The sequence below is a fragment of the Corynebacterium sp. CCUG 69979 genome, assembly GCF_024454095.1.
GTDB lineage: Bacteria > Actinomycetota > Actinomycetes > Mycobacteriales > Mycobacteriaceae > Corynebacterium > Corynebacterium genitalium.
Genome location: NZ_JAGPZA010000001.1, coordinates 291,116 through 314,313 on the forward strand (window position 1 = coordinate 291,116; position 23,198 = coordinate 314,313).

Below are 23,198 nucleotides of genomic sequence, written 5' to 3' on the forward strand. Positions count from 1 at the left end.
GGCACCAGCGGGTGGACGCAAAACTGCGCTGCTCAGATGATGTAACCACCTGCCGGCTTTCAGCTTTCGTCGAGCGAGGAGGATCGGTCACGCCATTTTCTTTTGATAATCCAGAGATGGATCACGGCAAGTGCGGCGCCGCATGTAAGTGGCGCTGTAAAGCGCAGCGTCAACGCCAGTGCAATTCCCCACGTGCTGTCCTTCACTGACTCCGTTGACTGGAGAACAACCCAAAGTCCCACGGCAGCCGCGACCGTCGTCACGAGCGACACAAGGAACAACACGGTGACTGCTCTGATCCACTTCTTACCCATTGCGGTTAAATTCTGCCTAGCGGAGTGCGGCGATGACGCGGCAGACTGGCGCGCTCCGCCGCGCGGCAGCCACGTGCTCGGCGGGGGATCGTTCGGCCCGGGTTCTGGCTCGAACTGATTCCAGTAGCTCTCCGGCCTTCCGGTGGGGTGAGCCATGTCGCTGTCGCCTTCCTCTGGGGGCCGAAGTGGATATCAGTCAATATCACGGTACGCATAACGCGAGGCCACTGTGGTGTGTGACCTCGCGTTATGGTCTGAATTCTGTGCCGGAGTTTACCCGTATCGGGCCTCGAGAATCAAGGGTGTGAGCTGGGTAGGCTTTAGTTCCTCCGGCCAATCTGGCAGGGCCCCGCTCGGGGCCCAAGCGATGGCCCAGGAGGCGCGTTCTTCGGGGGAGTCGCCTCCGTGGCCGCCCTCGTCCACGTGACCGTGGTCCGTGGTAATCACCACGAGCCAGTCTTCACCGAAGGTGTCGTAGCGGAACTGAATGTCCTCCGTCAGGGTCTGGACATGCGCATCCACCCGTCGGATCGCGTCGGCGTACTCATCCGACACTGCGCCGTAGACGTGGCCGGCGTCGTCCACGTCGCAGCAGTATACGAACCCCATGTCGAATGCCGGCCCCCGCAGTGCTGCGTGGGCGTAGGCCACGCATTCAGCGTCGGTAGCAATGTAGCCATGGGTTTCTCCGTCGCGTGCGACGATGCGGTGCAGGCCCGCCTTCTGCTGATCGTCCCGCGGGTGGAGAATCGGTCCCAGCCCCGCCGGATCGATCAGCACCGGCCAACCAGCCGCCGCAAACGTGCGGGTGGTGGTGTCCCGGTGGAACGCCAAAGAGAGAACGTCGGGGTAGGCCCAATGGTGGCTTCCCACCATGGTGTTGTCCACAATCCCGTGCTCGGCGTGCGAGGCTCCCGTCAACAGGGAGGCCCACCCCGGCCCAGAGATGGTCGGCACTTCCATCGTGATGGTGGAGAAGCGGCCTTCCTCGGCCAGGCGGGGAAGAACGTTACCGACGCCGTCACGCTGGACGAGGTCCCACCGGGTCCCATCGAGACCAATGATCAAGATGGGCCGGTGCGCACCCGGGCCGACATCGTTCGTGCCCTGATGCTCGTTGCTTGGGATCAGCATGTGTGAACCTGCTCCTTACTCGTGCGGCTGACCTGCTTGGAGCGTCGGGTAGGTGCCCAGCGGACGCTTCGCGTACAGCTCCTGGGCGACGGTCAGCTCCTCCTCGGTTGGGGTGTCGATCACGGCCTCGGAACGGACTAAGTCCAGCTTCACTCGCTGGCCCGGGGCGATCTGGTCGGCCTTCGTGGTGGAGACGTCGACACGCACCTGGCCCGGATAGTCGTCGTGGTCGAGCATCACGGCGGAGAAGATGCCACGGAGCTGAATGTCCTGGACGGTGAAACGGCCCTGCTCGTCGTGACGCAGCTCGAACTCCTCCGGGCGGAGAAGCGCGATCATGATGTCGCCGTCGGAGGCGGGCATGTCCTTGTTCACAATGTCCATCTCGACATCCATCACGTTGAGCCGGCCGTTGCGCACCACGCCGGGGATACGGTTGGTAATGCCGACGAAGGAGGAAATGAACGGGGACTCCGGGTGGCGGTAAATCTCGGCCGGGGTACCGATCTGGGCGATCACACCCTCATTCATGACACCGATGCGGTCCGCCATGACCAGAGCTTCCTCCTGGTCGTGGGTCACCATGAGGGTAGCGATGCCCTCTTGCAGCTGAATGCGGCGGATCTCGTCGCGCAGCTGCACACGGACCTTGGCGTCGAGGGCGGACAGCGGCTCGTCGAGAAGCAACACCTCCGGCTCCACCGCGAGAGCGCGAGCGAGCGCGACACGCTGCTGCTGACCACCCGACATCTGTCCCGGGTACTTCGCGGCGTGCTCATTCAGGCCGACGAGCTCAACGAGCTCTTCCGCGCGCTTACGGCGAGCTCCCGCATCAACGCCACGGATCTTCAGGCCGTATGCGACGTTCTCCACCGCATCCATGTGCGGGAACAGGGAGTACGCCTGGAACACGATGCCCAGGTTGCGCTTGCGGGTAGGTAGGCCCGACACCTCGCGGCCGTTGATGATGACCTCACCGGAATCTGCTTGCTCAAGACCGGCGAGGATCTTCAGCGAGGTGGACTTACCGCAACCGGAGGGGCCGAGGAGAGCGACCATCTCGCCCTCGCCGATGGACATGTTGAAGTTACGCAGGACGGTTTTTTCACCGTAGGACTTGACTAGATCCTTGACGATCACAAAGGGCTCAGCCATGGCTACGAGGCCTTTCTATTCTTTTTGAGCGAGATGGTGGATGCCGCTCTATTCTTTTTGAGCGAGATGGTGGATGCCGCCGAGATCAAACTGAGCAGAATCCAGGTGAAGATCATGACGAAGAACGACAGGGCGGCGATACCGCGCGGGTTCGTCGAGGACACTTCGACCATGAACACGGGGAAGGTGTACTGCAGGAGCAGGGAGGCGATAGCGAACTCGCTGACCACCATTGCGATGCAGAGCAGCGACGCGGACAGCATGGCGACGCGCAGGTTGGGGATGACTACGCCGCTCAACGTCTGCCAGGTAGTCGCACCCAGCGACGACGACGCAGCGAACATCGTGCGCAGGTCCAAGGCCTTTACACCAGCGTCAATGGCGCGGTAACACAGCGGCAGCGCGTTGATCACGTACAGCGGAACGAGGATCCACATCGAGGTGAGCAGCCCCGGGGCGAACGGCCGGAAGAACACCGACACACCGTTGACCAGAGCCACGGCCGGGACCACGAGCGGGAGCACCGACAGGAACTCCGCCGCCTTTGCCATCTGCGGCGCCTTGAGGTTCAGGAAGATGATGGTGGGCACGAGAAGAATCAGCATGACCAGGGTGGTCACCACCGTCAACAGCAGCGTGTTGATCAGGGATTCGCCTGCGCGCGAGTGGTTGAAGGTTTCCGCCAGGGTGTCTGTGGTGAAGCCGACACCCGGGCGGGTGAAACCGAAGACGGCAGCCGCCAACCAGGGCAGCGCGAAGTAGATCGCAGCGACGATGAGGATCGCGGTCGAGGCTGCCGACGTCTTGTGCTGGTTGCGGCGGCGGACCTGCTTGTCGGACGCGGGGTCAATGGCTTCCTCGGCCGGAGCTGTCGTTACTGGTTGAGCCATTTTTCACTCCTTCTGGTGAAGTAGATGCGCAGAGCCATCGCCGCGATGATGATGAGCATCATCCAGGTGACCAGCGCAGCTGCAAGGCCCGGGTTGAGCAGCACGTTGCCGCTGATGAAGAAACCGATGAGGATCGGCACCAAGTTGAGCGAGCCGCCGGCCAGGGCGAACGCGGTGGCGTAGGCAGCGAATGCGTTAGCGAACAACAGCAGCAGGGAACCCAGGATGGCGGGCCACAGAACGGGGATGACCACATCCTTGATGTATTGGCTGCGGGTGGCGCCGAGAGACGATGCAGCGTCGTACCACTCTTTGCGGATGCCCTGCATGGCCGGCAGCATCAGTGTGGCCATCAGCGGAATTTGGAAGTACAGGTACACCAGCGACACACCCCAGAAACCGGTCAACGAGAAGACGTCGCGGAAGCCGGGCCAGCCGTTGGCGATGGCAACGGTGAGCAAGCCTTCGGTGCCCAAAAGCGCGATGAACGCATACGCCAGACCCACACCACCGGACTGGGCGGCGAGAGCGGAGAAGCTGTTGATCAGACCGGAGAGCTTGCCCGGGCGCCTGTCGTGGGTCAGTGCCCACGCCAGCAGCACGCCGAAGAAGCCACCGACGACGGCGGTGAACAGGGACAGGTTGAAGGTGAGGACGAACGCACTGCGGTAGGTCGAACCCATTGCCTCGCCCATCGTCGCGAGCGTGAAGTTGCCTTGGGGATCTTGGAACGACTTTAGGGTGTTCGCCAGGATCGGCATGATCAGGAAGACAGCCAGAAAAAGGAAGTACGGGAGGGCACCGAGGGAAGCAGGGTTGAAACTGAACTTCCCTTTGGGTGTGCGCTCCCGCTTTTCCTTCTTCTTGCCGTTCTCGTCATGCCCCAGAGTAGATTGCGGTTCCACCGCGTCCTGGGAAGAAGAGACGGCGCTAGACATTAGTTACGGACCCTCTTTGCCCACTCGGTAGCGATGACTTCGTTGGCCTTGTCGCCCTGCTCAACGGACGGGACCTGCACCTTTTCCAGGACAGCCGGGTCCGGCAGCTTCTCCATAGCCTCATCGGAGAGTTTGCCTTCTTCTGCCAGCTTGGTGAAGCGGGACGGGATAGCGCCGCCGAGGGCGTACTGCTCTGCGCCCTCGTCGGAGTTGAGCCACTCAACCCACAGGCGTGCCGCGTTCGGGCGCTTCGGGTTGACGGAGATCGGCTGCGCGTAGAAGTTGCCGAAGACGCCGTCTTCCGGAACGACGCGCTCAAGGTCGACGCCGTCCTTCTCCAGCTGCTCGGTAGCGCCAACCCAGTTGTAGTTCCAGTCGAGGACGATCGCGGCCTCACCGGTGGTCAGAGCGGCAGCCGGGTCGGAAATGCTCACCAGGTTGCCGGACTTGGACAGCTCCTCAAAGAAAGCGACACCCGGCTCAATGTCGTTGAGGGAGCCGCCGTTAGCCAGCGAAGCAGCGAACACGCCGGCGATGGAGGATGCGCCCTGGCGCGGGTCGCCGGACAGAGCAATCTGACCCTTGTACTTCGGGTCGAGCAGGTCCTTGAAGGTCTTCGGGACGTCGTCGACCTTCTTGGTGTTCACACCGAACTCGATCACGCCGTAGTACGCGGACACCCACTTGCCTTCCGGGTCCTTGAAGTCGTCGGGGATCTCGTCGAAGGTGGACGGCTTGAACGGCTCCACCAGACCCTGGTCAATGGCTGGGTTGGTGAAGGAGTAGCCGATGTCCAGCACGTCAGGCTGGGAGTCCTGGCCTTTGAGGTTCTGGACGGCTTGGAGCTCCTCGGCGGAGGACGCGTCCGGGGAATCGACGGCGACCTTCACGTCGTACTTCGAGGTGAACTCGTTGAAGTGGCCTTCGTAGTTCGCCCAGGTCTTCGGGTAGGCGATGAGGCGGACTTCACCCTCCTCCTTGGCCAGCTGCGCGATCTCCTCAGGGGAGCCACCCACGTTTGCCGAGGCGCCGTCATCGCCCCCACCACCGCACGCCGCGAGGCCGAGAGTGGCGGCGACTGCGAAGCTGGCTGCTGCTACGCGTGCAGCCGCGGACTTCTTTGTAAAGAACATGTAGAGCCTTTCCATTAGGGCGAAGCTGGGCAGGAGTTTGCCCGCTTTCCGCTTAAAGGTTTCACAGGTTTCTTAATGATCAGTGGCAGCTTTGTGACAAATCGGCGAACAGGAGTTGATCATTATCTTGCGTTGGTTTCTGCGAAAACTGCTGGTCAAAAGGTTGCGTGTCGTCCAAACGGGCCGTGGCACAATCTATTGCATGGCCAATTTCTTCCTAGAACAGCTCAGGGATTGTGACGGGGTCTTGTTCGATTTCAACGGCACGCTGAGCGATGACGAGCCGGTTCTGGAAGCGGCATACGAAACGGCCCTGCAGAACGTGGGGCTCGACGGCTTACGTTCCAGTGAATATGAATCCTTGGTCGGCCTGTCCGATCCCGATATCGCCCGCCGGCTTTTGGCGGCGCGGTCCTCGGACGAATTCGATGCGCTCATCGGCCACCTATCCGACGCATATACATTGGCGGTGGCTGAGCATCCGACGATCACGAGTGCGTCGGCTCGGTTCGTCTCTTCGCTTATCGACGACGGCAAGCGCGTCGCCGTGGTCACCGGAACCTTCCGCGCACTGATGCAGAGCGGCTTAGCCCAAGCCGGGCTCGCTGGGATAGGGGAGCGTAGCGTCGCCATTGAAGACGTCACCCACGGCAAACCTGATCCCGAGGGGTTTCTGCTTGGTTCCGCGAACATTGGCGTGCCCACCGACAGGATCATCGGGTTCGAAGACTCCCGGGCCGGGTGGAAGCGCTCACACGTGCTGGCATTCGTGCCGTCGGCATTGGTCCCCACCTGGTGGAAGCAGACGGGCTGATCGCTCACTTTCCGAGTATGGATGACGCAGCCCGAGCGTACCTCGGCAATTAAGTTACGCGCTCACCCCGCCTACCAGATGAGCTCAGGCCGTTCGGCTTCTATTGTTGCTTCGGAAACCCGAAGAGGTGGCTAATGTTTACACCCATGAGCACGTCGATGTCGGTTGATCCCGCTGAGCACAGCCAGGCCGCCTACGCACCGGGCCTGATGGTCCGAGTCCGTGACGAGCTCTGGCTGATTACCCATGTCACCCAATCCGTGGACGGCTACCTTCTGAAGGTGCGTGGCCTGTCCGATTACGTGCGTGACACCACGGCGAGCTTCTACACGGCAATCGATGAGGTCGAGGTATTCGACCCATCTAGGGTCGAGGTCGTTGCTGATGAATCGTCCGGGTACCGCACCACGCGATTGTGGCTGGAGACAACGCTGCGCCAGACTCCGGTTCCGCTGTACCAGAAGGAGCTCTCGGTTGCGGAAGAGATGCTCATGGATCCGCTCGACTACCAACTCACTGCGGTCCGCAAGGCGCTTTCCGACGATAACCTCCGCCCCCGAGTTCTCATTGCCGACGCCGTCGGTTTGGGAAAGACCCTCGAAATCGGGATGATCCTGTCAGAGCTCATCCGCCGTGGCCGCGGGGACCGCATTCTCGTGGTGACCCCGAAGCACATCATGGAGCAGTTCCAGCAGGAAATGTGGTCGCGCTTTGCTATCCCGCTCGTGCGTCTGGATTCTGCGGGAATTCAACGCGTGCGCCGGATTCTCCCCGCCAGCCGGAACCCGTTCACGTACTTCTCCCGGGTCATCGTCTCACTGGATACGCTTAAGAGCCCGAAGTACCGCGCACAGCTGGAGAAAGTTCGCTGGGACGCGGTGGTCATCGACGAGATCCACAACGCCACCAATGTGGGCACGCAAAATAATGAGCTGGCCCGCACTCTGGCGCCGACAACCGAGGCGCTGCTTCTCGCCTCTGCGACACCGCACAACGGTGACCCCGAATCTTTCAAGGAGATCCTCCGTCTGCTGGACCCGACTGCTGTCATGCCGGACGGCACGATTGACAAGACTGCGGTGAGCCGTCTTCTCATCCGCCGCCACCGCCATAGCGAAGAAGTCGCCTCCGTGGTGGGGGAGAAGTGGGCTGTCCGGCAAGATCCACTGAATATTCCGGTGGAGGCATCAGCGGAAGAAAACGCAGTGGCCGGTGAACTCGAGGCCACATGGATCCACCCGGAGAACGGTCAAATTCCGGTGCAGGACCGGCTCTTCCCGTGGACGTTGGTCAAAGCGTTTCTGTCCTCGCCTGCGGCGCTCGAAGAAACGATCTCACACCGGCTGAAACGCATTCCCCCCAGCGACCCGAAACAACGCGAGGCGCTCGAGCGGCTCAAAGACCTGAACTCCACGGTGACCCGCCAAAATTCCAACAAGTACGCAGCGCTGATTAACTACCTGCATGACATCGGTGTGGAAAAGGGGAGCGACACCCGCGCGGTGATCTTCTCGGAACGCGTTGCCACTCTCCATTGGCTGCAGGAAAACCTGATCAAAGACCTCAAGCTGCCTAAAGACGCCGTCGCAGTGATGCACGGCAGTCTTTCGGACGAGGAGCAAATGAGGCTTGTCGACGAATTCAAGCGCGAAGACTCCAAACTCCGCATCCTTGTCACCGGCGACGTCGCTTCAGAGGGCGTGAACCTCCACACGCTGTGCCACAACCTCGTCCACTACGACATTCCGTGGTCGCTCATCCGTATTCAGCAGCGCAATGGCCGTATTGACCGCTACGGCCAGACCGAGCCGCCGCAGATCACGGCTCTTCTGCTCGATACCGCGCAAGGTGGCTACGTCGGTGAGCTCCACGTGTTGCAGAAGCTCATCGAGCGCGAGCACCAGGCCCACGAAATCCTCGGCGACGTCGGTTCACTCATCGGACAGCACTCCGTGAAAGGCGAGGAAGACGAGATCCGCAAGATCATTCAGAACCAGGCCGGTTTCGATGACGTTGTGAAGTCCCCGGAACACATCGCTGAAGAAACCGCGCACACTGAAGAAGATCTCATTGACCAATGGATGGCGGGGTTCGGCCTTGAGCTCGACGAACAGGACATCGACTCCGCTGCTCCGCACACCCACAACACAGCGGGGAGTACCAACCGCGGCAGCCTGTACGCGTCCGAGATCGACTACCTCGAAGACGCATTGAGCGAAGCGTTCCACGGCGCCCCGGAGAAAGACATCGCAGCTAACGGCGTGGGCTACGTCCGTCACCCGAACCAGGTCGCTGAACTCACTCCGCCGGAGGACCTGCGCCGCCGCCTGGAAGTGCTCCCACAGGACTACCTAGCGGACCGTAAAGTGCGCGAACGATTCCAGCTGGCCACCAACACGGACATCGGCAACGAGGTGCTGCGCCGCGCCCGCACCGGACAGGACGGTTCGACGTGGCCGAAGGCCCACTTCCTCGGACCACTGCACCCAGTGACAGATTGGGCCACCGACCGTGCGCTCGCGTCGCTCTCCGCCGGCCAGATCACCGCCATCACCGGCGACGTCCCCACCCCGACCGTGTTGCTCATGGCGACGTTGACCAACAAGCGGGGCCAGGTCGTCTCCCGCGCATTCGTGGCGGTGATGGACGGCATGATCCCACAGGACGTGCCGGATCCCATCGGGTGGTTGCGCGGTATCGGACTCACCGAGCAAGCCATCAATCCGGGCACGTTCACCCTGCCCGACAACGCCCAGGAGCTTATTTCCCAGTCAGTGCAGGTGGCTAGTGGTCAGCTGCAACCGATGATGTCTGCTGCGCGCTCACATGCGGAGGACCGTATTGGGTACTGGATCGACCGCGCGGACAGTTGGCAACACGCCAAAAACGAAAGCCAGACAATGCTGCGCGTCGGCCGCTCGGCATCGCTTATCAGTGAAGAGAAAGCACTGATCTCCTCCCTCGAACCCGATCGCGAACTGATCCGCCCACTCGTCCTCATCCTGCCCGCCGACACCAACACCGAGCCACACGCAGGCGCGAACTAGGAGACGAACACCAATGGCTGCATACGATTCCATCCTCAACGTCGACGAGTGGATCAGCGATCACTACTTCACCACCGATGAGACCAAGGGCGAGTCCTTCACCAAACGCGTGAAGAACCGCACCAAGGAATGGTCGGAGCTCGAAGATGAAACCGGAACACTCTCGCCGGTCAAGCGTTTCCAGCAGTACCGCGGTGATCTCCAAAAAGCGTTTGCGACGAACCCTGATGCCGACGCCACCGATTCGCTCATCCGCACAGCTTTCGGGTTCGGGGCACCCTCGCAGACGACCTACGAGCGCGCTGGCGAAGAACTGTCCTACGTCGGTTGGCACGGCAACGCCGGCACTCTGATCGTCGTCAGCGCAGCACCCGCAACCGGAGCCCATGACGGAGGGGAGGGCGAAACAAACAACGACGTCACCGAGGACACTCTCACTTCCCTCCCGGTCGCTGGGGGAGTGACGCCAGCGGGCAAGGAATCTCAGCCCACCACAGTCACAGTGTCCAAGCTCATCGGTGATCTGTTTCTCTCGCAGGACCCGCCTGAGTTCATTGTGGTCATCGCGGGAACGTGGGTGCTTGTCGCTGAGCGCGAATCGTGGCCGCTCGGCCGCTATCTGGCCGTGAACCTACAGCTTGCCGTCGAGCGCAATGACACGAAGAAGGCCGGTGAGCTGGAACGCATTGCCGTCATCCTCGCCCGTGAAAATCTCGAGCGCACCCCCGACGGCACCACGTGGTGGGTTCAAACCCGCGAGGAATCCCAGCAGCACGCAGTGAAAGTCTCCGGCGACCTTCGCGATGCCGTGCGCGAGTCCATCGAGATCATCGGCAACGACGTGCTCGACCGGCGCCGCGAGCAGAACCTGCCCATCGACGACCTCGACGGCAACGAGCTCGCCCGCCAATCCCTGCGCTACCTGTACCGCATCCTCTTCCTGCTCTTCGCGGAGGCGTCCCCGGAGCTTGCCATCTTGCCCACCGGCGCGCCCGAATACGTCGACGGTTACGGCCTGGATCGTCTCCGCGACCAGATCCTGGAACCGCCGGTGACGGATAAAGCCCGCCGTGGTACGCACCTGTACGATTCCCTGCAGCTCTTGTTCACCCAGGTCAACCACGGTCACGACCCCCTGGAGACCCCCGACGCCGACAAAGACGCGCAGAATGAAGGCCTGACCTTCCGCAACCTGGAAGCAGACTTGTTCAAGCGCGAAGCGACATCGCTTATCGACGCAACGAAGCTCTCAAACGACGCCCTCACCCGCGTCCTTCAGAACCTGCTCCTATCCAAAGTCTCCGCAGGCAAAGACCGCGGATTTATCTCCTATGCCACCCTCGGCGTGACCGAGCTGGGCCAGGTGTACGAGGGCCTGATGTCCTATCACGGCTTCATCGCCCAAGAAGACCTCTACGAGGTCGCGCCGAAGGGCGACGCCTCCAAGGGGTCCTGGGTGCTCCCCACCAACCGCGCCGACACCGTCCCCGAGGACAGCTTTGTCATGGAGACCAAGCAGATGGAGGAAGGCGGCACAGCCAAGACCCGCCGCCGGCACCCTGAGGGTTCCTTCGTGTTCCGCCAGTCCAGCCGCGACCGCGAACGTTCCGCTTCCTTCTACACCCCGCAGGTGCTCACGGAGTTCACCGTCGGCCAGGCCATTGAGGTCCTCCAAGAGGAAGGCCGCATCGAAACCTCCGAGGACGTGCTCAGCCTGACCATCTGCGAGCCCGCCATGGGCTCCGGCGCCTTCGCCGTGGAGGCCGTGCGCCAGCTCGCGGAGCTCTATTTGAAGCTTCGCGAGGACGAACTGGACACCCAGGTTGAACCCGAGCAGCGCACAATCGAACTACAGAAGGTCAAGGCCCACATCGCTCTGCACCAGGTGTACGGCGTGGACCTGAACCCCACCGCGGTGGAGCTCGCCGAGATCTCTCTGTGGCTGGACACCATGACCAGCCAGCTCAAAGCCCCGTGGTTTGGCCTGCACCTGCGCCGCGGTAACTCACTCATCGGCGCACTGCGCTCCACCTACTCCGCAGCCCAGCTGAAGAAGCGCGAGTGGCTCAGCGCCGTCCCGCGCCGGGAGTCCGTTCAGAATCTCGCCGAAGCTATCGATGCCGGTGAGCCCCGCGACATCAATGCCGCCGGCCGCATCCACCAGTTCCTCCTGCCTTCCGCGACCTGGGGCGCCGCCGCCGACGCGAAGGACCTGAAGACCCTGGCCAAGGACGAGATCGCCGCGATGAAAGCGTGGCGCAAATCCGTCACCGGCAAGGTGCCCACCAAAGAGCAGGCAAAGAAGCTGACCAACCTCGCCGCCCGCGTGGAGTCCCTCTGGGCGATCACGCTGTCCAAAATGCGCATCGCGGAGGACCAGATCCGCCGCGACATTCACCTCTGGGGTCGCGCCGCCGAACACACCGCGAAGAACGTGCGCCGCGAACAGATCGAGCGCGAGCTGCTTCACGACGCCGAAGGCGCCTACCTCCGCCTCCGCCTCGCCATGGACGCGTGGAACGCGCTGACCTTCTGGCCACTAACCGAAGTGGACCAGCTTCCCGACCTCGACGAGTGGCTCGCCACACTTACAGACCTCCTCGGCGTAGACACCCAGGCCCGCGACACCAACCAGATCCGACTGGCCAGCGCCACCAACTGGGACGAACTGGTGGAGCTGGAACGCACTGAGATCGGCCTCTCCGGCGCCCGCAAGATCGAGACCGTGCTAGCGAACCACCCGTGGTTGCGCGTGGTGCAGTCCGTCGCCGCTGACCAAGGCTTCTTCCACTGGGACCTCGACATCGCCGCTGTCTTCGCCCGCGGTGGCTTCGACCTGCAGGTGGGCAACCCGCCGTGGGTGCGGCCGACCGCTGACCCGGACGCGCTCTATTCAGAATCGGATGCTTGGTTTTCCCTCGCGCTCAAACCAACTCAAGTTGAAAAGAATGCGCGCCGAGAACAGTGGAACGACGATCAATCCGCCCGTGAAATTGTGTACCGGGGGCTGGCCGAAGCTTTGGCAACCTCGTCAGTTCTGGGGGACGTGACCCGGTATCCTCACCTCGCAGGCCAGCAACCGGATCTTTACCGCGGCTTCATGGAGCGCACGTGGGGCAACGCTTCGGAGGATGGTGTCACCTCCCTCATCCACCCCGAGTCTCACTTCACCGAGAAGAAGGCTGCACCCCTGCGGCGGGGTGCCTACCAACGCCTTCGGCGCCACTGGCAGTTCATCAACTCCCTGTTTCTCTTCGACGTCCATGATCTGGTTCGGTACGGAATCCACGTTTATGGAAGTCAAGAAGACTCCCCAAACTTCATTCATGCCGCGTCGCTCTACCACCCTTCGACTATCGAAGAATCGCTCCGCCACGATGGTTCGGGAGTTTTGCCGGGCTTCAAGGACGATGATGATAAGTGGGATCAACGGCCACACCGTGATCGCATCCAAACGGTTGATCTCAAGGCGCTTGAGGTGTGGCACTCGATTCTTGAGGATGAATCGGTTCCGCCCACCGAATCCCGCATGGTCTACACGGTCAACACCGAAGCCGCGGCAGTTCTCGAGAAGCTTGCCGCCGCACCCCGTATCCGCGAACTCGGACTGCAATTCTCCGCCGGTTGGCACGAAACTGCCGACAAAAAGGCCGGTTACTTCGACACTGGATGGGCGCACCCAGATTCATGGGACGATGTCATTCTCCAGGGCCCGCACCTCGGCGTAGCGACACCGATGATCAAACAACCCAACCCCACCCTGAAACACAATCAAGACTGGTCTGAGGTCGACCTAGAGGCGATGCCCGTCAACTTCGTTCCAGCGACGGCGTACCAGCCTGACCGCGAACTATCGCCAACGTACGACATCGACTACGGAACTTGGAATGAAGTGTCCGCGAAGGAGCCATTTCGGATTGCATGGCGGGTAATGGCAGCGACAACAGGTTACAGAACTACATACCCGTCTCTAATTCCTCCCGGGGCCGCACACGTCGACGCTGTGGGTTCTGCAGCCAGCACCGAGAATGATGCGGATACCGTCCTGTTGGGCGCGATTCTCTCCAGCTTCGTCGTGGATTTCCTAGTTCGTGCCTCAGGTGTGAGCCATCTCCGACCAGCCGCCATAGAAGGTTTGGTTTACGGAAAAAGATCTTTGGGCTGCGTGCACCTGTTGCGCAACTACCTCCGTCTCAACTGTCTCACCGAGGCGTATGCCCCGTTGTGGGAGGAGCTGATGGGGGAGGCGTGGGACGTCGATAAGCCTTTGCGTAAGGATGAGGACCGTCGGGCCGCGCAGGTGGAAATCGATGCGATAGTGGCGTTGTCGTTGGGTGTGACGGCGGATGAGTTGTGCATGATTTATCGGACGCAGTTTCCGGTGATGCGCCGTTATGACCAGGAGGATCGGTTTGATGCGAATGGTCGTAAGGTGCCGAAGGAGATTGTGAAGGCTGACGCGAAGTTGAAGGGTGGTGCGGAGTTGTCGGTGGCGGATCGAACGTGGGTGCATCCGCAGTCGGGGGTGGAGTACGTCTACGAGTATCCGTTTAGGCAATGGGACCGGGAGGCGGGTATGCGGAAGGCGTATAAGCGGTTTGCGGGGATGGCGAAAAAATAAAAAAGGCTAACCCATGAGGGGATTCGAGCGGTTCGTAGAACTAATTTTTTCGGCCACGCTAAGCTAAAGCGACGCTGATCGCGAGCAGCGATTATGTTGATTTAGTCTGTTACTATCGAAATCCCAGAACGCTGTGTAGAAGGGGAACGCAATGCCTGCGACCGAGACACCGTTACGGTACCCCGGCGGGAAATCACAGGTGTACGAGCAGATAGCGTCGATTTTGAGTTTGAATAACGTGTCTCAACGTACTTACGTGGAACCGTTCGCGGGTGGTGCCGGACTCGCCTTAAAACTTCTGCTAAGAGGTGACGTTCCTGCGATCATTCTAAATGACATAGATCCCGCGATTGCGAATTTCTGGCTAACCGTACTTAGCACCCCTAATTACCTTTGCGATCGACTTGCCGAAACGCCTGTTGATGTGAGCTCGTGGTTCGAACAAAGGGCAATTTACGAGGACGATAGTCTGAAATGGACTCCCCAGCATGCTTTCGCAACGCTCTTTCTGAACAGGACTAGCAGGTCAGGTATCCTCCGAGGAGGACCCATCGGCGGGCGTAGGCAAAGTGGCTCCACCAAAATCGATGCGCGTCTCACACCGGTGACCATCAAAAACTTACGTTCAAAAATCGAAAAAATCAGCCGGTATCGCGATCGAATCACAATCCACTCGAAGGACGCGGTAGAGCTTCTACAGGATCTATCGTACGAAAAAGACGAGTACTTTATTTACGCCGACCCTCCGTACATCACCAAAGGCGCTGCGCTCTACCACAACAGTTTTACGCAGGAAGACCATAGGCGATTCGGTGCTGCAGTTATGGAATGTCACTGTCCATTCATCGTGTCTTATGACGAGCACCCTCTTGCTTGCGAAATTTACGAGCGGCTACGGATGCGCCCCTTGGTTCTCAGGTACTCGCTCAATAGCCGACAAAGAACCCAAGAGTATTTGTTCTTCTCCCAGGATCTACAGATTCCAGATGCATTCGATGCAGATTGATAGAGGCAAAACAGATGACAGACGAGAACTCCCCTTCGAAATCCGCTAAAGGTAAAGAGCCTTGGGCGGGGCACGTGGAATCAATTGAAATTTTTTCTTATAGGAAATTTAAACAGATCGAAATTAACTTCAAGCCAGGACTGAACATAATCAGCGGTGCTAATGGGATAGGTAAGAGCAGCATCCTGTATTTGTTGAGCAACGCATTTCAGCGGCCAACGAGCAATATTCCGTGGATGGCTGCCGCTTCGAAAGCTCAAACATTGACTGGGGTATCTGGGGTTCTAAATTTAAAGGTAGAGAAGCTATTAAAGAATTCTAAATACAGCGATCCTTCAGTTGGCGTCAAGGGCGTACTGTTTAGAATTAAATACGAAGGGGGGCGGAGTCTCAATTTTCGACGGCATAACTCCGATAAAAATAACCGGCACCGTATGACTCCATACTACGACAAGGGCGATTCATGGGGGCTGCCATCAGTGCCAGCAATCTACCTCGGCCTCTCGCGATTGGCAGCCCCAGGTGAGATTTCCGATAGTGAAACCTTTAAAAAGCAAAATAACTTGAGTCCTGAGTCGTTGAATGACCTGAAGCGGGCGTATAAGTATATAACGGGTTTGGACTTGCTAAACCCCCAAACTGGTAGCTGGAGCGGGGTGAAACTTTCAGGTACTTTTGATACGACCGCGGAAGGCGTTGACTCGAACACTATTTCTGCAGGGCAAGACAACGTTTTTGTAATTCTGTATGCGCTTCAGACGCTCGTAGAATTCTCTCAGTTAACCAACGGGAAGCCGTCAGTTCTTCTGATAGACGAGTTCGATGCCACACTGCACCCAGCCATGCAGTGGGATCTCATGAACCATCTGCGATCGGCTGCGGTTAATCATAATATTCGAGTCGTTTTTACATCGCATAGCTTTAATGTTTTGGAAAGCGGTCTTGGCGCGAAAGACCACATTCTCTATTTCAAGACTCTCGCCAATGGGGATCCCCAGCTGGACCCCGAGCCGTCAATGACGAGTTTCCGAATGGACCTCAGTACCCTTACCAGAACTGCCCTCCTTAAGAGCAACCAAATCTTTGTGTTGATGGAGGATGATGAGGCACGCACGTTTTTCAAGATTCTCCAAAGATCCCTATCAGACGTCGATCCAAAATTTGCGCAGATTGCTAATCGGTTTAGCCTCATCGACGTGAAGATGAGCGAGTCTAGTTTAAAGCAGCTTTTCGCAGCTCGAGATTTGTTCGCGGAAACACCAGCATTCGCCGTTTTAGATGGCGACCAGATGGGTAGCGCTCGGCTGTCTGACAAGGTTCTTGCCCTACCCGGGGGCACTTCGCCCGAAAGACTATTGATCGATTATGGGAAGGAGATCCAGACCGATATTCCAAGCTTTTGGGATAGCCCTCCCATGACACAAGAAGGATACTCTTTTAGATTCTTCGAAAAGCACATCGTTCACGAGGTGGAACAGAAGCTAGCGGGTTCGCAGAAGCCAAGAGAGATCTATAAAAACATCTGGAAGAAATTTGAACCAGCCTTCCGTATGCTGGCGCGCGCGTGGGTCGCTGATCCCCGAAATCGTTCTGAAGTATCCAAGTTTTTCGAGGAGCTGGAGAAGGTGATCATGAAGAATAGCTCGTTAGTCGGCCTTCCGAGTAGCACCTGGATTTTCGATGCGACTCTTTTGGAGCAACTAAAACCTTCCGAATTCTAATATTCCTTTGTTCAGTCGAAGCGATGTGTTAGTTGGGCAGTTGACTCGCCTTCGCCGATAGACTCGCTTCCGTGTCTACCCTCATCCCCGTCCACGCATCGCAGCACGTCCTTGGTAGCGTGTCTGAGTACCTCGCCACTGCGTTCTCGCTCGCGAACCCGGAAACGTCCGCTGCGCTGAAGGCGTTTTTGGAGGACACGGAGCGGGGCATGTTCCACGGCCCGTACGTGCGGGTGCGGCTGCCCTACGCGCGTGCAATTGGGTGGGACGAGATTTTGGACTGGATGCCGGAGTCCTTCGATTTCACGCCGTACCACCACCAGGCTGAGGCGTTCCTCAAGCTGCGCAGCCGCGACGAAAATGGGGAGCGCCGCCCGGATCCCGCGCTGGTGATCACGGGCACGGGCTCGGGTAAGACGGAATCTTTCCTCTACCCGGTGCTCGACCACGCGGCGCGTGCTCGCGCCCAGGGGCACACCGGCGTGAAGGCGTTGCTGCTGTACCCGATGAACGCGCTGGCGAACGACCAGGCTGATCGGTTGGCGAAGTTAATTGCCGATGAACCGGCGCTAGCGGGGGTTACGGCGGGTATCTACACCGGCGAGGCCGCGGGCAATGTGAAGAAGGTGACGGCGCATTCGTTGATCAATGATCGCGACGAGATGCGCCTGAACCCACCGGACATCCTGCTCACCAACTACAAGATGCTGGATCAGCTGCTGCTGCGCCCCGAAGACCGAGAGATCTGGCGCAAGTCCGCGACGTCGTTGCAGTACTTGGTGTTGGATGAGTTCCACACGTACGACGGTGCGCAGGGCACCGATGTCGCACTCTTGCTGCGCCGCCTCGGGTTGATGCTGAAGGAGCACCAGCCGACTGGCTTCATGAGTGAAAATGCGTCGAACCCGTTGGGGCGTGTCACGCCGGTGGCAACCTCGGCAACGCTGGGCGGCGACGATGACCGCTCCAAGGTGTTGGAGTTCGCGGGCACCATTTTCGGGGAAGCGTTCACGCCGGATACGTTGGTGAGCGAGAAGACGCTCACGTACGACGAGTGGACCGAGGAGATCGCGCAGACTTTTGGTCGCAGTGCCGCTGCCCTGCCGCCGGATATCGATGAGCTGCGCGGGATCGTGGACGCGGTCGCGAGCGACACCTCCGGGCGCGACCACGCGGACGTGGTGCTGGATATCTTCCGTACGCAGCTGTGGGGGCTGGATGCGGGTGCGGACCTGGACGCGACGATCGCGGCGTACGCGGTGCACCCGATCACCAAGGCGCTGCTGGATGGGGACGGCAAAGCTAAGCCCCTCATCCAACGCGAGGATGAAGAGACGAAAACGCTGCCGGAGGAAATGTTCGACCCGATTGTGCTGCGCAGTTTGGGCGAGGACACGGCACGGGAGTTCGTCACGCACCTGCTCACCGCCGTGGCGCACGTGCGCGCGCTCGCAGGGGAGGAGTACGGTTTCGGAGGCAAGCGCCTGCCCGGTGTGGAGACGCACCTGTGGGTGCGTGAGGTCTCCCGCATCGAGCGCGCTGTCACGCCGACGGAAGACGGCCAGGTGTTCCGCTTCGGGGACGATGGACAACTCGGCGCCGACGATGCCGCGGTGTGGTTGCCCGCGATTTATTGCCGCGAATGCGGTCGCGCCGGGTGGATGACGGCGCTTGAGCCCGGCACCGATGCGGTGGTGTTGGATGGTGGGGCGATTAGGAAGGCGAGCGTCGATAAGCCTGAGCTCCCGCGTCCGCTCATCGATGCCACGAACGAGTACCGCCGCGGAGTCGCCGATGGGGCGGAGCTGAGTGCGTTTGACGACGAAGACGGCAAGCGCGCGCTGATGTGGTTCCACACATCCACGCGCACGCTGAGCACGAGCGAGCCGAGCGAGGAAGCGCGTGCGGAGGGCAGCTCGGTGCCCGTGCTCACGTACTCGGGCCTAGGGGCGGAGGATTACGCGCGCGACCAGGTGTGCCCGAACTGCGGGGAACCGGACGCGGTGCGGTACATCGGTTCGCGCGTGGCCACGCTGCTCTCTGTGGGGCTGTCGAACCTCTTCGGTATGCCCTCGCTTGCCCAGGAGGAAAAGAAGACGCTGGTGTTCGCGGACTCGGTGCAGGACGCAGCGCACCGGGCTGGCTTTGTGCAATCGCGGGCGCGGGCGTTTGGGATTCGTACGCTGATGCGGGCGGTCGTTAGCGCCGTCGCAGGCTCCGGCGCCAACGACGAGGGGGTGACGATCGCGCAGATGCCGCTGCGGATCCTCGAGCGTGCCGATGCTGCCGAGGACCCGCTGCGCGCCCGCTTCGAGCTTTTGCCGCCGGAAATCGCAGATGCGCCCACGTTCGTTCCGTTCTGGTCCAAGGACGCGGACGGAAACGCCCGGCGCGAGGCCACAACTGCGGTGCTGCAGCGGTTGGAGCTGGACGCGGCGTTAGAGTTCGGGCAGCGCGCGCATCTGCCGCGCTCGCTGGTGTCCACGGGTTCGCTTTCGCCGTCGGTGGCGGTGGATGATGCGGTGTTGGTGGAGGCTTCCCGGGAGGCGCTGAAGAGCATCGATGCGGGCCTGTTCGATGTCGTCGATGCGGACGCGGACGAGGTGCAACTGCGGTGGATGCGTGGGCTTCTGGAGCAGGTGCGCGACCGCGGCGGTGTTTATACGCCGATGTTCGCCAGTTATCTGCAGGATGACGCGAATTCGTGGCGGCTGCATAACCGCTACGCCAAGGCGCGCGGCATGCGGCGCTTTCCCAAGGGCGGTGCGCCAGAGTTTCCGCGTTCCGGCCGGGCGTTGGACGACAAGGACCGCGGGGTCACCCCGCTGGGCAGCCCGCGCGGGCGCTACGCGCGTTGGACATCCAAGGTGCTCGGCATCGGCACCCACGATGCGGCGACAGTGTTGACCAACGTTTTCCGCGAGTTGGCTCGGCGCGAGGTGGTGATGGCGGTGTCCACGGACACCGGCGCCACCATGTACGCCATTGCGCCGCAGCACGTGGTGGTGCGGTGCGAGGAGGAACCGGCGCTGCTGCAGTGTGAGGTGTGCAATGCGACCTTGGGTGCGGATAAGCACGCCCGCGATTTGCTTGATGGCGTGCCGTGCCCAACGCCCGGGTGCCCGGGAACGCTCGGCGTGGAGGGGGTTACTGCGAACTACTACTCGCAGCTGTACTCCTCGACCACCCCGCGCGCGATTGTGGCGCGGGAGCACACGGGGTTGATTCCCAAGGAGGAGCGCCTGGCGCTTGAGCGGGCGTTTCGCGGCAGTGAGGACGCTGGCGACCCGAACGCGCCGAACGTGCTGGTGGCCACGCCGACGCTGGAGATGGGTATTGATATCGGGGACCTCTCCACCGTCATGCTCGCCTCCCTGCCCAAGTCCGTGTCCTCGTACGTGCAGCGCGTCGGGCGCGCCGGGCGTCTCACCGGCAACTCGCTCGTGCTCGCGTTCGTGCAGGGGCGCGGTACCAGCCTGCCGAAACTGAACCAGCCGCTGTCCGTTATCGCAGGCAATGTGGTGCCGCCGGCGGCGTTCCTCTCCGCCACAGAGATCCTGCGCCGCCAAGCCACCGCGTATGTGGTGGACACGCTCGACTTCAACGCGCACGGGTTGGATGTGAAGAAAGCGAGAGATGTATTCAGTTTCCACAGGGTGTCGCTACTCGATGTATTGGCAGACGAGATCGGCCAGGGCGTCGAGGCGCGCGTTGAGGCGTTCCTTGCAACCATTTCCGGGTTCGTGGACGAAGTCACTGTGGACGGTGTGCGCCAGTGGGTGTGCGGGCAGGGCCCCGATTCGCTGACCGGGGAGATACAGCGCACCCGCACGCTGTGGGATAGCGAGGTGAAAGAGTTCACCGCGCGCCGGGACACACTGCAGGAGCGGTTGGTCGAACTCGAGGCAAAGGTGGACCCGAACGCGGGCACTGAGAACGCTGACCCGGATTTGGAGCGCGAGAAGCGCAGCACCAAGGCGGCATACAAGCGGATCTCGCGGGATCTCGACTCGATTCTGCGCAAAGAGCACTGGATTTCCGCCATGGAGCGCTACGGCCTTCTGCCCAACTTCACGCTGTTGGACGACGCTGTAGAGCTCGCCGTCGTCGTGTCCCAGCTCGACCCCTCCACGATGCAGTTCAACCCGGAGACGTTCGAGCTCTCCCGCGGCGTGTCCTCGGCGCTTACGGAACTCGCGCCGGGCAACACTTTCTACGCCCGCGGCATCGCCGCCAAGGTGGACGCGGTTGAGGTTGGGATGAACGGCGCCGACATCGAGCAGTGGCGGTTGTGCCCAGCCTGCTCGTACGGCGAGCGGGTAGTTGCTTCGACCCACTCTGGGGCGTGCCCCGAGTGTGGAGCCAGCGCCTTCGCCGATAAGGGGCAGATTGTGGACACCGTGCGCATGCGCCGCGTTTCCGCTGAGGTGGACAGAGCACGTGCGCTTATCGACGACTCCCGCGACTACCGCCACGAACTCAGCTATCACACCGCTTTGAGCTTCTCCGTGCCAGAGGGCGGGCGCGGTGCGCGCTGGTTCCTCTCCCAGGGCTTCGGAGCGGAGTATCTCCGGTACGTGAACCTGAGCTGGTTCAACCTGGGCCGAGGTCCGTCGGCGAAGAGGATGTTCGCGAACAAAGAGATGGACGCACCGCTGTTCACCGTGTGCAATTACTGCGGCCACTTAGATTCACAAAACGGCGAGAACTCAAAGTGGGATCATCGTCCGTGGTGCCCGAAGCGCACAGCGCGGGAGGAAGAATCGGTGACGGTGGCACTCAACCGCACGCTGCAAACCCAGGGTGTGCTGCTGCACGTGCCGGTGCAGTTGACCGCCGGCGACAACTCGACCATTCCCAGCCTCACCGCTGCCATTCGGTTGGGTTTCAAGGAGGTGCTCGGCGGAGATCCGGATCACTTGAGCGTGGTCACGGTACGCGTGCCGGATCACAAGGGCGACACTGTCGAGGCGTTGTTGATGCACGACAACGTGCCCGGTGGAACGGGATACCTCTCGCAGTTCGCTTCTCCCGAAGATGTGCGTCGCCTGCTCGAGCAGGCCTTCATCCGCGTCAAGACATGCTCGTGCGCAAGCGATGAACGCCTCGCCTGCCCGGACTGCCTCTTGCCCTACACTCACTGGACGCAGATAGAGGTCACGTCCCGGGCAGCTGCTGAACGCGCTTTGCGCTCCATCCTCGCCGACCAGGTTCACCCGGCACCCGAACTTGACCCCTTAACGGTCGCATGGGAGACGCAGACTCACGCGCCGGAGCACGATACCTCCTCCCACTTGGAGGTGAAGTTCCGGGAAGTGCTGCGCAAAGCGCTGGAAGACCGCTATGCGACGGTGAAGGACGTACCCAACGCCGGGCAAGTGGAATGGCAGATCACGTTCACAAACGGCGAGTCCTGGAAGATGCGCGAACAGGTGAACAAGGGGTACACCACACCTGATTTCGTGTTCACGCACCGCACGAACCCCGGGGTGCGCCCAGTCGCCGTCTACACCGACGGAGTTGCGTTCCACATCAGTGAGGCGCACTATCGTTTCCCCGATGACATCGTGAAGCGCAACCGGCTCCACTTCGAAGAATCTTGGCTGCCGTGGAGCGTCACCGATGCGGATATTGAGTGGTTCAAGCAGGAGCAAGACCAAGTCGAGGAACCTCCATTCTGGACGGTGGTGCAAAACCAACCTGAGCTTGCCGGGTTTGGCGCAGGCGGGTGGAGCTTCCTTAAGTCCTCGCCGGTGACGCAGTTGCTGACCTATCTGGCCACCCCAGTGACGAGCATGCACGCGATGACGGACAAAGCGCTCTTCCTGCTCCTCAAACCGAAGGTGCGTGCAGCGAATACTCCCAGCGGGCCACGGCTCACATTCAACAATCAGATACACGTCGGGGGTTCCGTCACGGAAGGGCAGTTCCACGCGAAGCGGTTCTACGTGGATGCGCCGGCTGCCGGTTCCATCACTGAGGGCAACTGGCGGGATTTCTTGCGCTTCGCCAATATTCTCTGGTTGGCGGATTCCCCGGTGATCATCGCCACCAGCGAGCACGATGAAATTCCGGTAACCGAGACGGAGACGGAGGTTCCGCCAGCAGTGTCTGCAAGCGCAGACACAGGCGACTACCCGGCTGCGTGGGCAGATGCCCTCGAGGAGTTCGAAGACGAATCAGTTGTGGTAGCCGCCCTGCGGTTGCTGGCACACGCCGGCGCGGAAGCGACTGAAGAGATCGGTGAAGAAGTGGGCAGCTTGCCCACCGCAGTGGCCTGGCCGGACCGCAAGATTGCGCTGTTGATCGAGCGCGACGATTCCTACGTCGACGCGGAAACCCGCCTACGGGAAGACGGTTGGACGCTCATGTACCCGGATACACTCGACGAGCAGACGATCCCGGCGGCGTTGCTGGGGTAAGGA

12 protein-coding genes are annotated in these 23,198 nt (G+C 60.8%); 6 read left to right on the forward strand and 6 right to left on the reverse strand.

Translation table 11 applies throughout. The features are described from left to right. Positions 1–59: 59 nt before the first annotated feature. From KBX18_RS01395 to KBX18_RS01420, 6 genes are all read right to left on the reverse strand, one after another. A complete protein-coding gene (locus KBX18_RS01395; RefSeq protein ID WP_255994525.1) occupies positions 60–314 on the reverse strand; it encodes a hypothetical protein in 255 nt (84 codons plus the stop codon). Positions 315–587: 273 nt separating this feature from the next. Further along, positions 588–1,448: an alkaline phosphatase family protein gene (locus tag KBX18_RS01400; RefSeq protein WP_005286224.1), complete on the reverse strand. Its 861-nt coding sequence runs from the start codon at positions 1,446–1,448 to the stop codon at positions 588–590. Between the two features lie 15 nt (positions 1,449–1,463). Beyond that, positions 1,464–2,603 (reverse strand): ABC transporter ATP-binding protein, encoded by a 1,140-nt coding sequence (locus KBX18_RS01405; protein WP_255994526.1) that lies wholly within the window; start codon positions 2,601–2,603, stop codon positions 1,464–1,466. A gap of 2 nt (positions 2,604–2,605) precedes the next feature. Next, a complete protein-coding gene (locus KBX18_RS01410) occupies positions 2,606–3,493 on the reverse strand; it encodes an ABC transporter permease (RefSeq protein ID WP_255994527.1) in 888 nt (295 codons plus the stop codon). Then, complete coding sequence (locus KBX18_RS01415) at positions 3,478–4,431, reverse strand: ABC transporter permease subunit (RefSeq protein ID WP_255994528.1); 954 nt, start codon at positions 4,429–4,431, stop codon at positions 3,478–3,480. The genes KBX18_RS01410 and KBX18_RS01415 overlap by 16 nt, the downstream gene beginning before the upstream one ends. Next, positions 4,431–5,564 (reverse strand): ABC transporter substrate-binding protein, encoded by a 1,134-nt coding sequence (locus tag KBX18_RS01420; RefSeq protein ID WP_255994529.1) that lies wholly within the window; start codon positions 5,562–5,564, stop codon positions 4,431–4,433. Before KBX18_RS01420 ends, KBX18_RS01415 begins: the two co-directional genes overlap by 1 nt. Before the next feature lie 202 nt (positions 5,565–5,766). On the opposite strand from KBX18_RS01420, the gene KBX18_RS01425 reads away from it, so the two are divergent. The 6 genes from KBX18_RS01425 (at position 5,767) to KBX18_RS01450 (ending at position 23,195) form a co-directional block, all read left to right on the forward strand. Beyond that, the gene (locus KBX18_RS01425) at positions 5,767–6,378 is read left to right on the forward strand and encodes an HAD family phosphatase (protein WP_255994530.1); all 612 of its coding nucleotides are present in this window, start codon (positions 5,767–5,769) and stop codon (positions 6,376–6,378) included. Between the two features lie 146 nt (positions 6,379–6,524). Next, positions 6,525–9,425, forward strand: coding sequence for a DEAD/DEAH box helicase (locus KBX18_RS01430; protein ID WP_255994531.1), 2,901 nt, complete (start codon positions 6,525–6,527; stop codon positions 9,423–9,425). A gap of 13 nt (positions 9,426–9,438) precedes the next feature. Continuing rightward, complete coding sequence (locus tag KBX18_RS01435; RefSeq protein ID WP_255994532.1) at positions 9,439–14,046, forward strand: DNA methyltransferase; 4,608 nt, start codon at positions 9,439–9,441, stop codon at positions 14,044–14,046. Between the two features lie 151 nt (positions 14,047–14,197). Further along, positions 14,198–15,052, forward strand: coding sequence for a DNA adenine methylase (locus KBX18_RS01440; RefSeq protein ID WP_255994533.1), 855 nt, complete (start codon positions 14,198–14,200; stop codon positions 15,050–15,052). A 14-nt stretch (positions 15,053–15,066) separates the two neighbouring features. Beyond that, entirely contained in the window at positions 15,067–16,773 is a 1,707-nt protein-coding gene (locus tag KBX18_RS01445) for an AAA family ATPase (RefSeq protein WP_255994534.1), read from the forward strand. 71 nt (positions 16,774–16,844) lie between these two features. Continuing rightward, a complete protein-coding gene (locus KBX18_RS01450) occupies positions 16,845–23,195 on the forward strand; it encodes a DEAD/DEAH box helicase (protein WP_255994535.1) in 6,351 nt (2,116 codons plus the stop codon). Positions 23,196–23,198 lie beyond the last annotated feature (3 nt).

Excerpts from the sequence above, each read along its gene's own strand:
- KBX18_RS01395 (WP_255994525.1), bottom strand. The coding sequence starts at position 314 with ATGGGTAAGAAGTGGATCAGAGCAGTCACCGTGTTGTTCCTTGTGTCG.
- KBX18_RS01435 (WP_255994532.1), top strand. The coding sequence starts at position 9,439 with ATGGCTGCATACGATTCCATCCTCAACGTCGACGAGTGGATCAGCGAT.
- KBX18_RS01430 (WP_255994531.1), top strand. The coding sequence starts at position 6,525 with ATGAGCACGTCGATGTCGGTTGATCCCGCTGAGCACAGCCAGGCCGCC.
- KBX18_RS01420 (WP_255994529.1), bottom strand. The coding sequence starts at position 5,564 with ATGTTCTTTACAAAGAAGTCCGCGGCTGCACGCGTAGCAGCAGCCAGC.
- KBX18_RS01400 (WP_005286224.1), bottom strand. The coding sequence starts at position 1,448 with ATGCTGATCCCAAGCAACGAGCATCAGGGCACGAACGATGTCGGCCCG.
- KBX18_RS01445 (WP_255994534.1), top strand. The coding sequence starts at position 15,067 with ATGACAGACGAGAACTCCCCTTCGAAATCCGCTAAAGGTAAAGAGCCT.
- KBX18_RS01425 (WP_255994530.1), top strand. The coding sequence starts at position 5,767 with ATGGCCAATTTCTTCCTAGAACAGCTCAGGGATTGTGACGGGGTCTTG.
- KBX18_RS01440 (WP_255994533.1), top strand. The coding sequence starts at position 14,198 with ATGCCTGCGACCGAGACACCGTTACGGTACCCCGGCGGGAAATCACAG.
- KBX18_RS01410 (WP_255994527.1), bottom strand. The coding sequence starts at position 3,493 with ATGGCTCAACCAGTAACGACAGCTCCGGCCGAGGAAGCCATTGACCCC.
- KBX18_RS01405 (WP_255994526.1), bottom strand. The coding sequence starts at position 2,603 with ATGGCTGAGCCCTTTGTGATCGTCAAGGATCTAGTCAAGTCCTACGGT.
- KBX18_RS01415 (WP_255994528.1), bottom strand. The coding sequence starts at position 4,431 with ATGTCTAGCGCCGTCTCTTCTTCCCAGGACGCGGTGGAACCGCAATCT.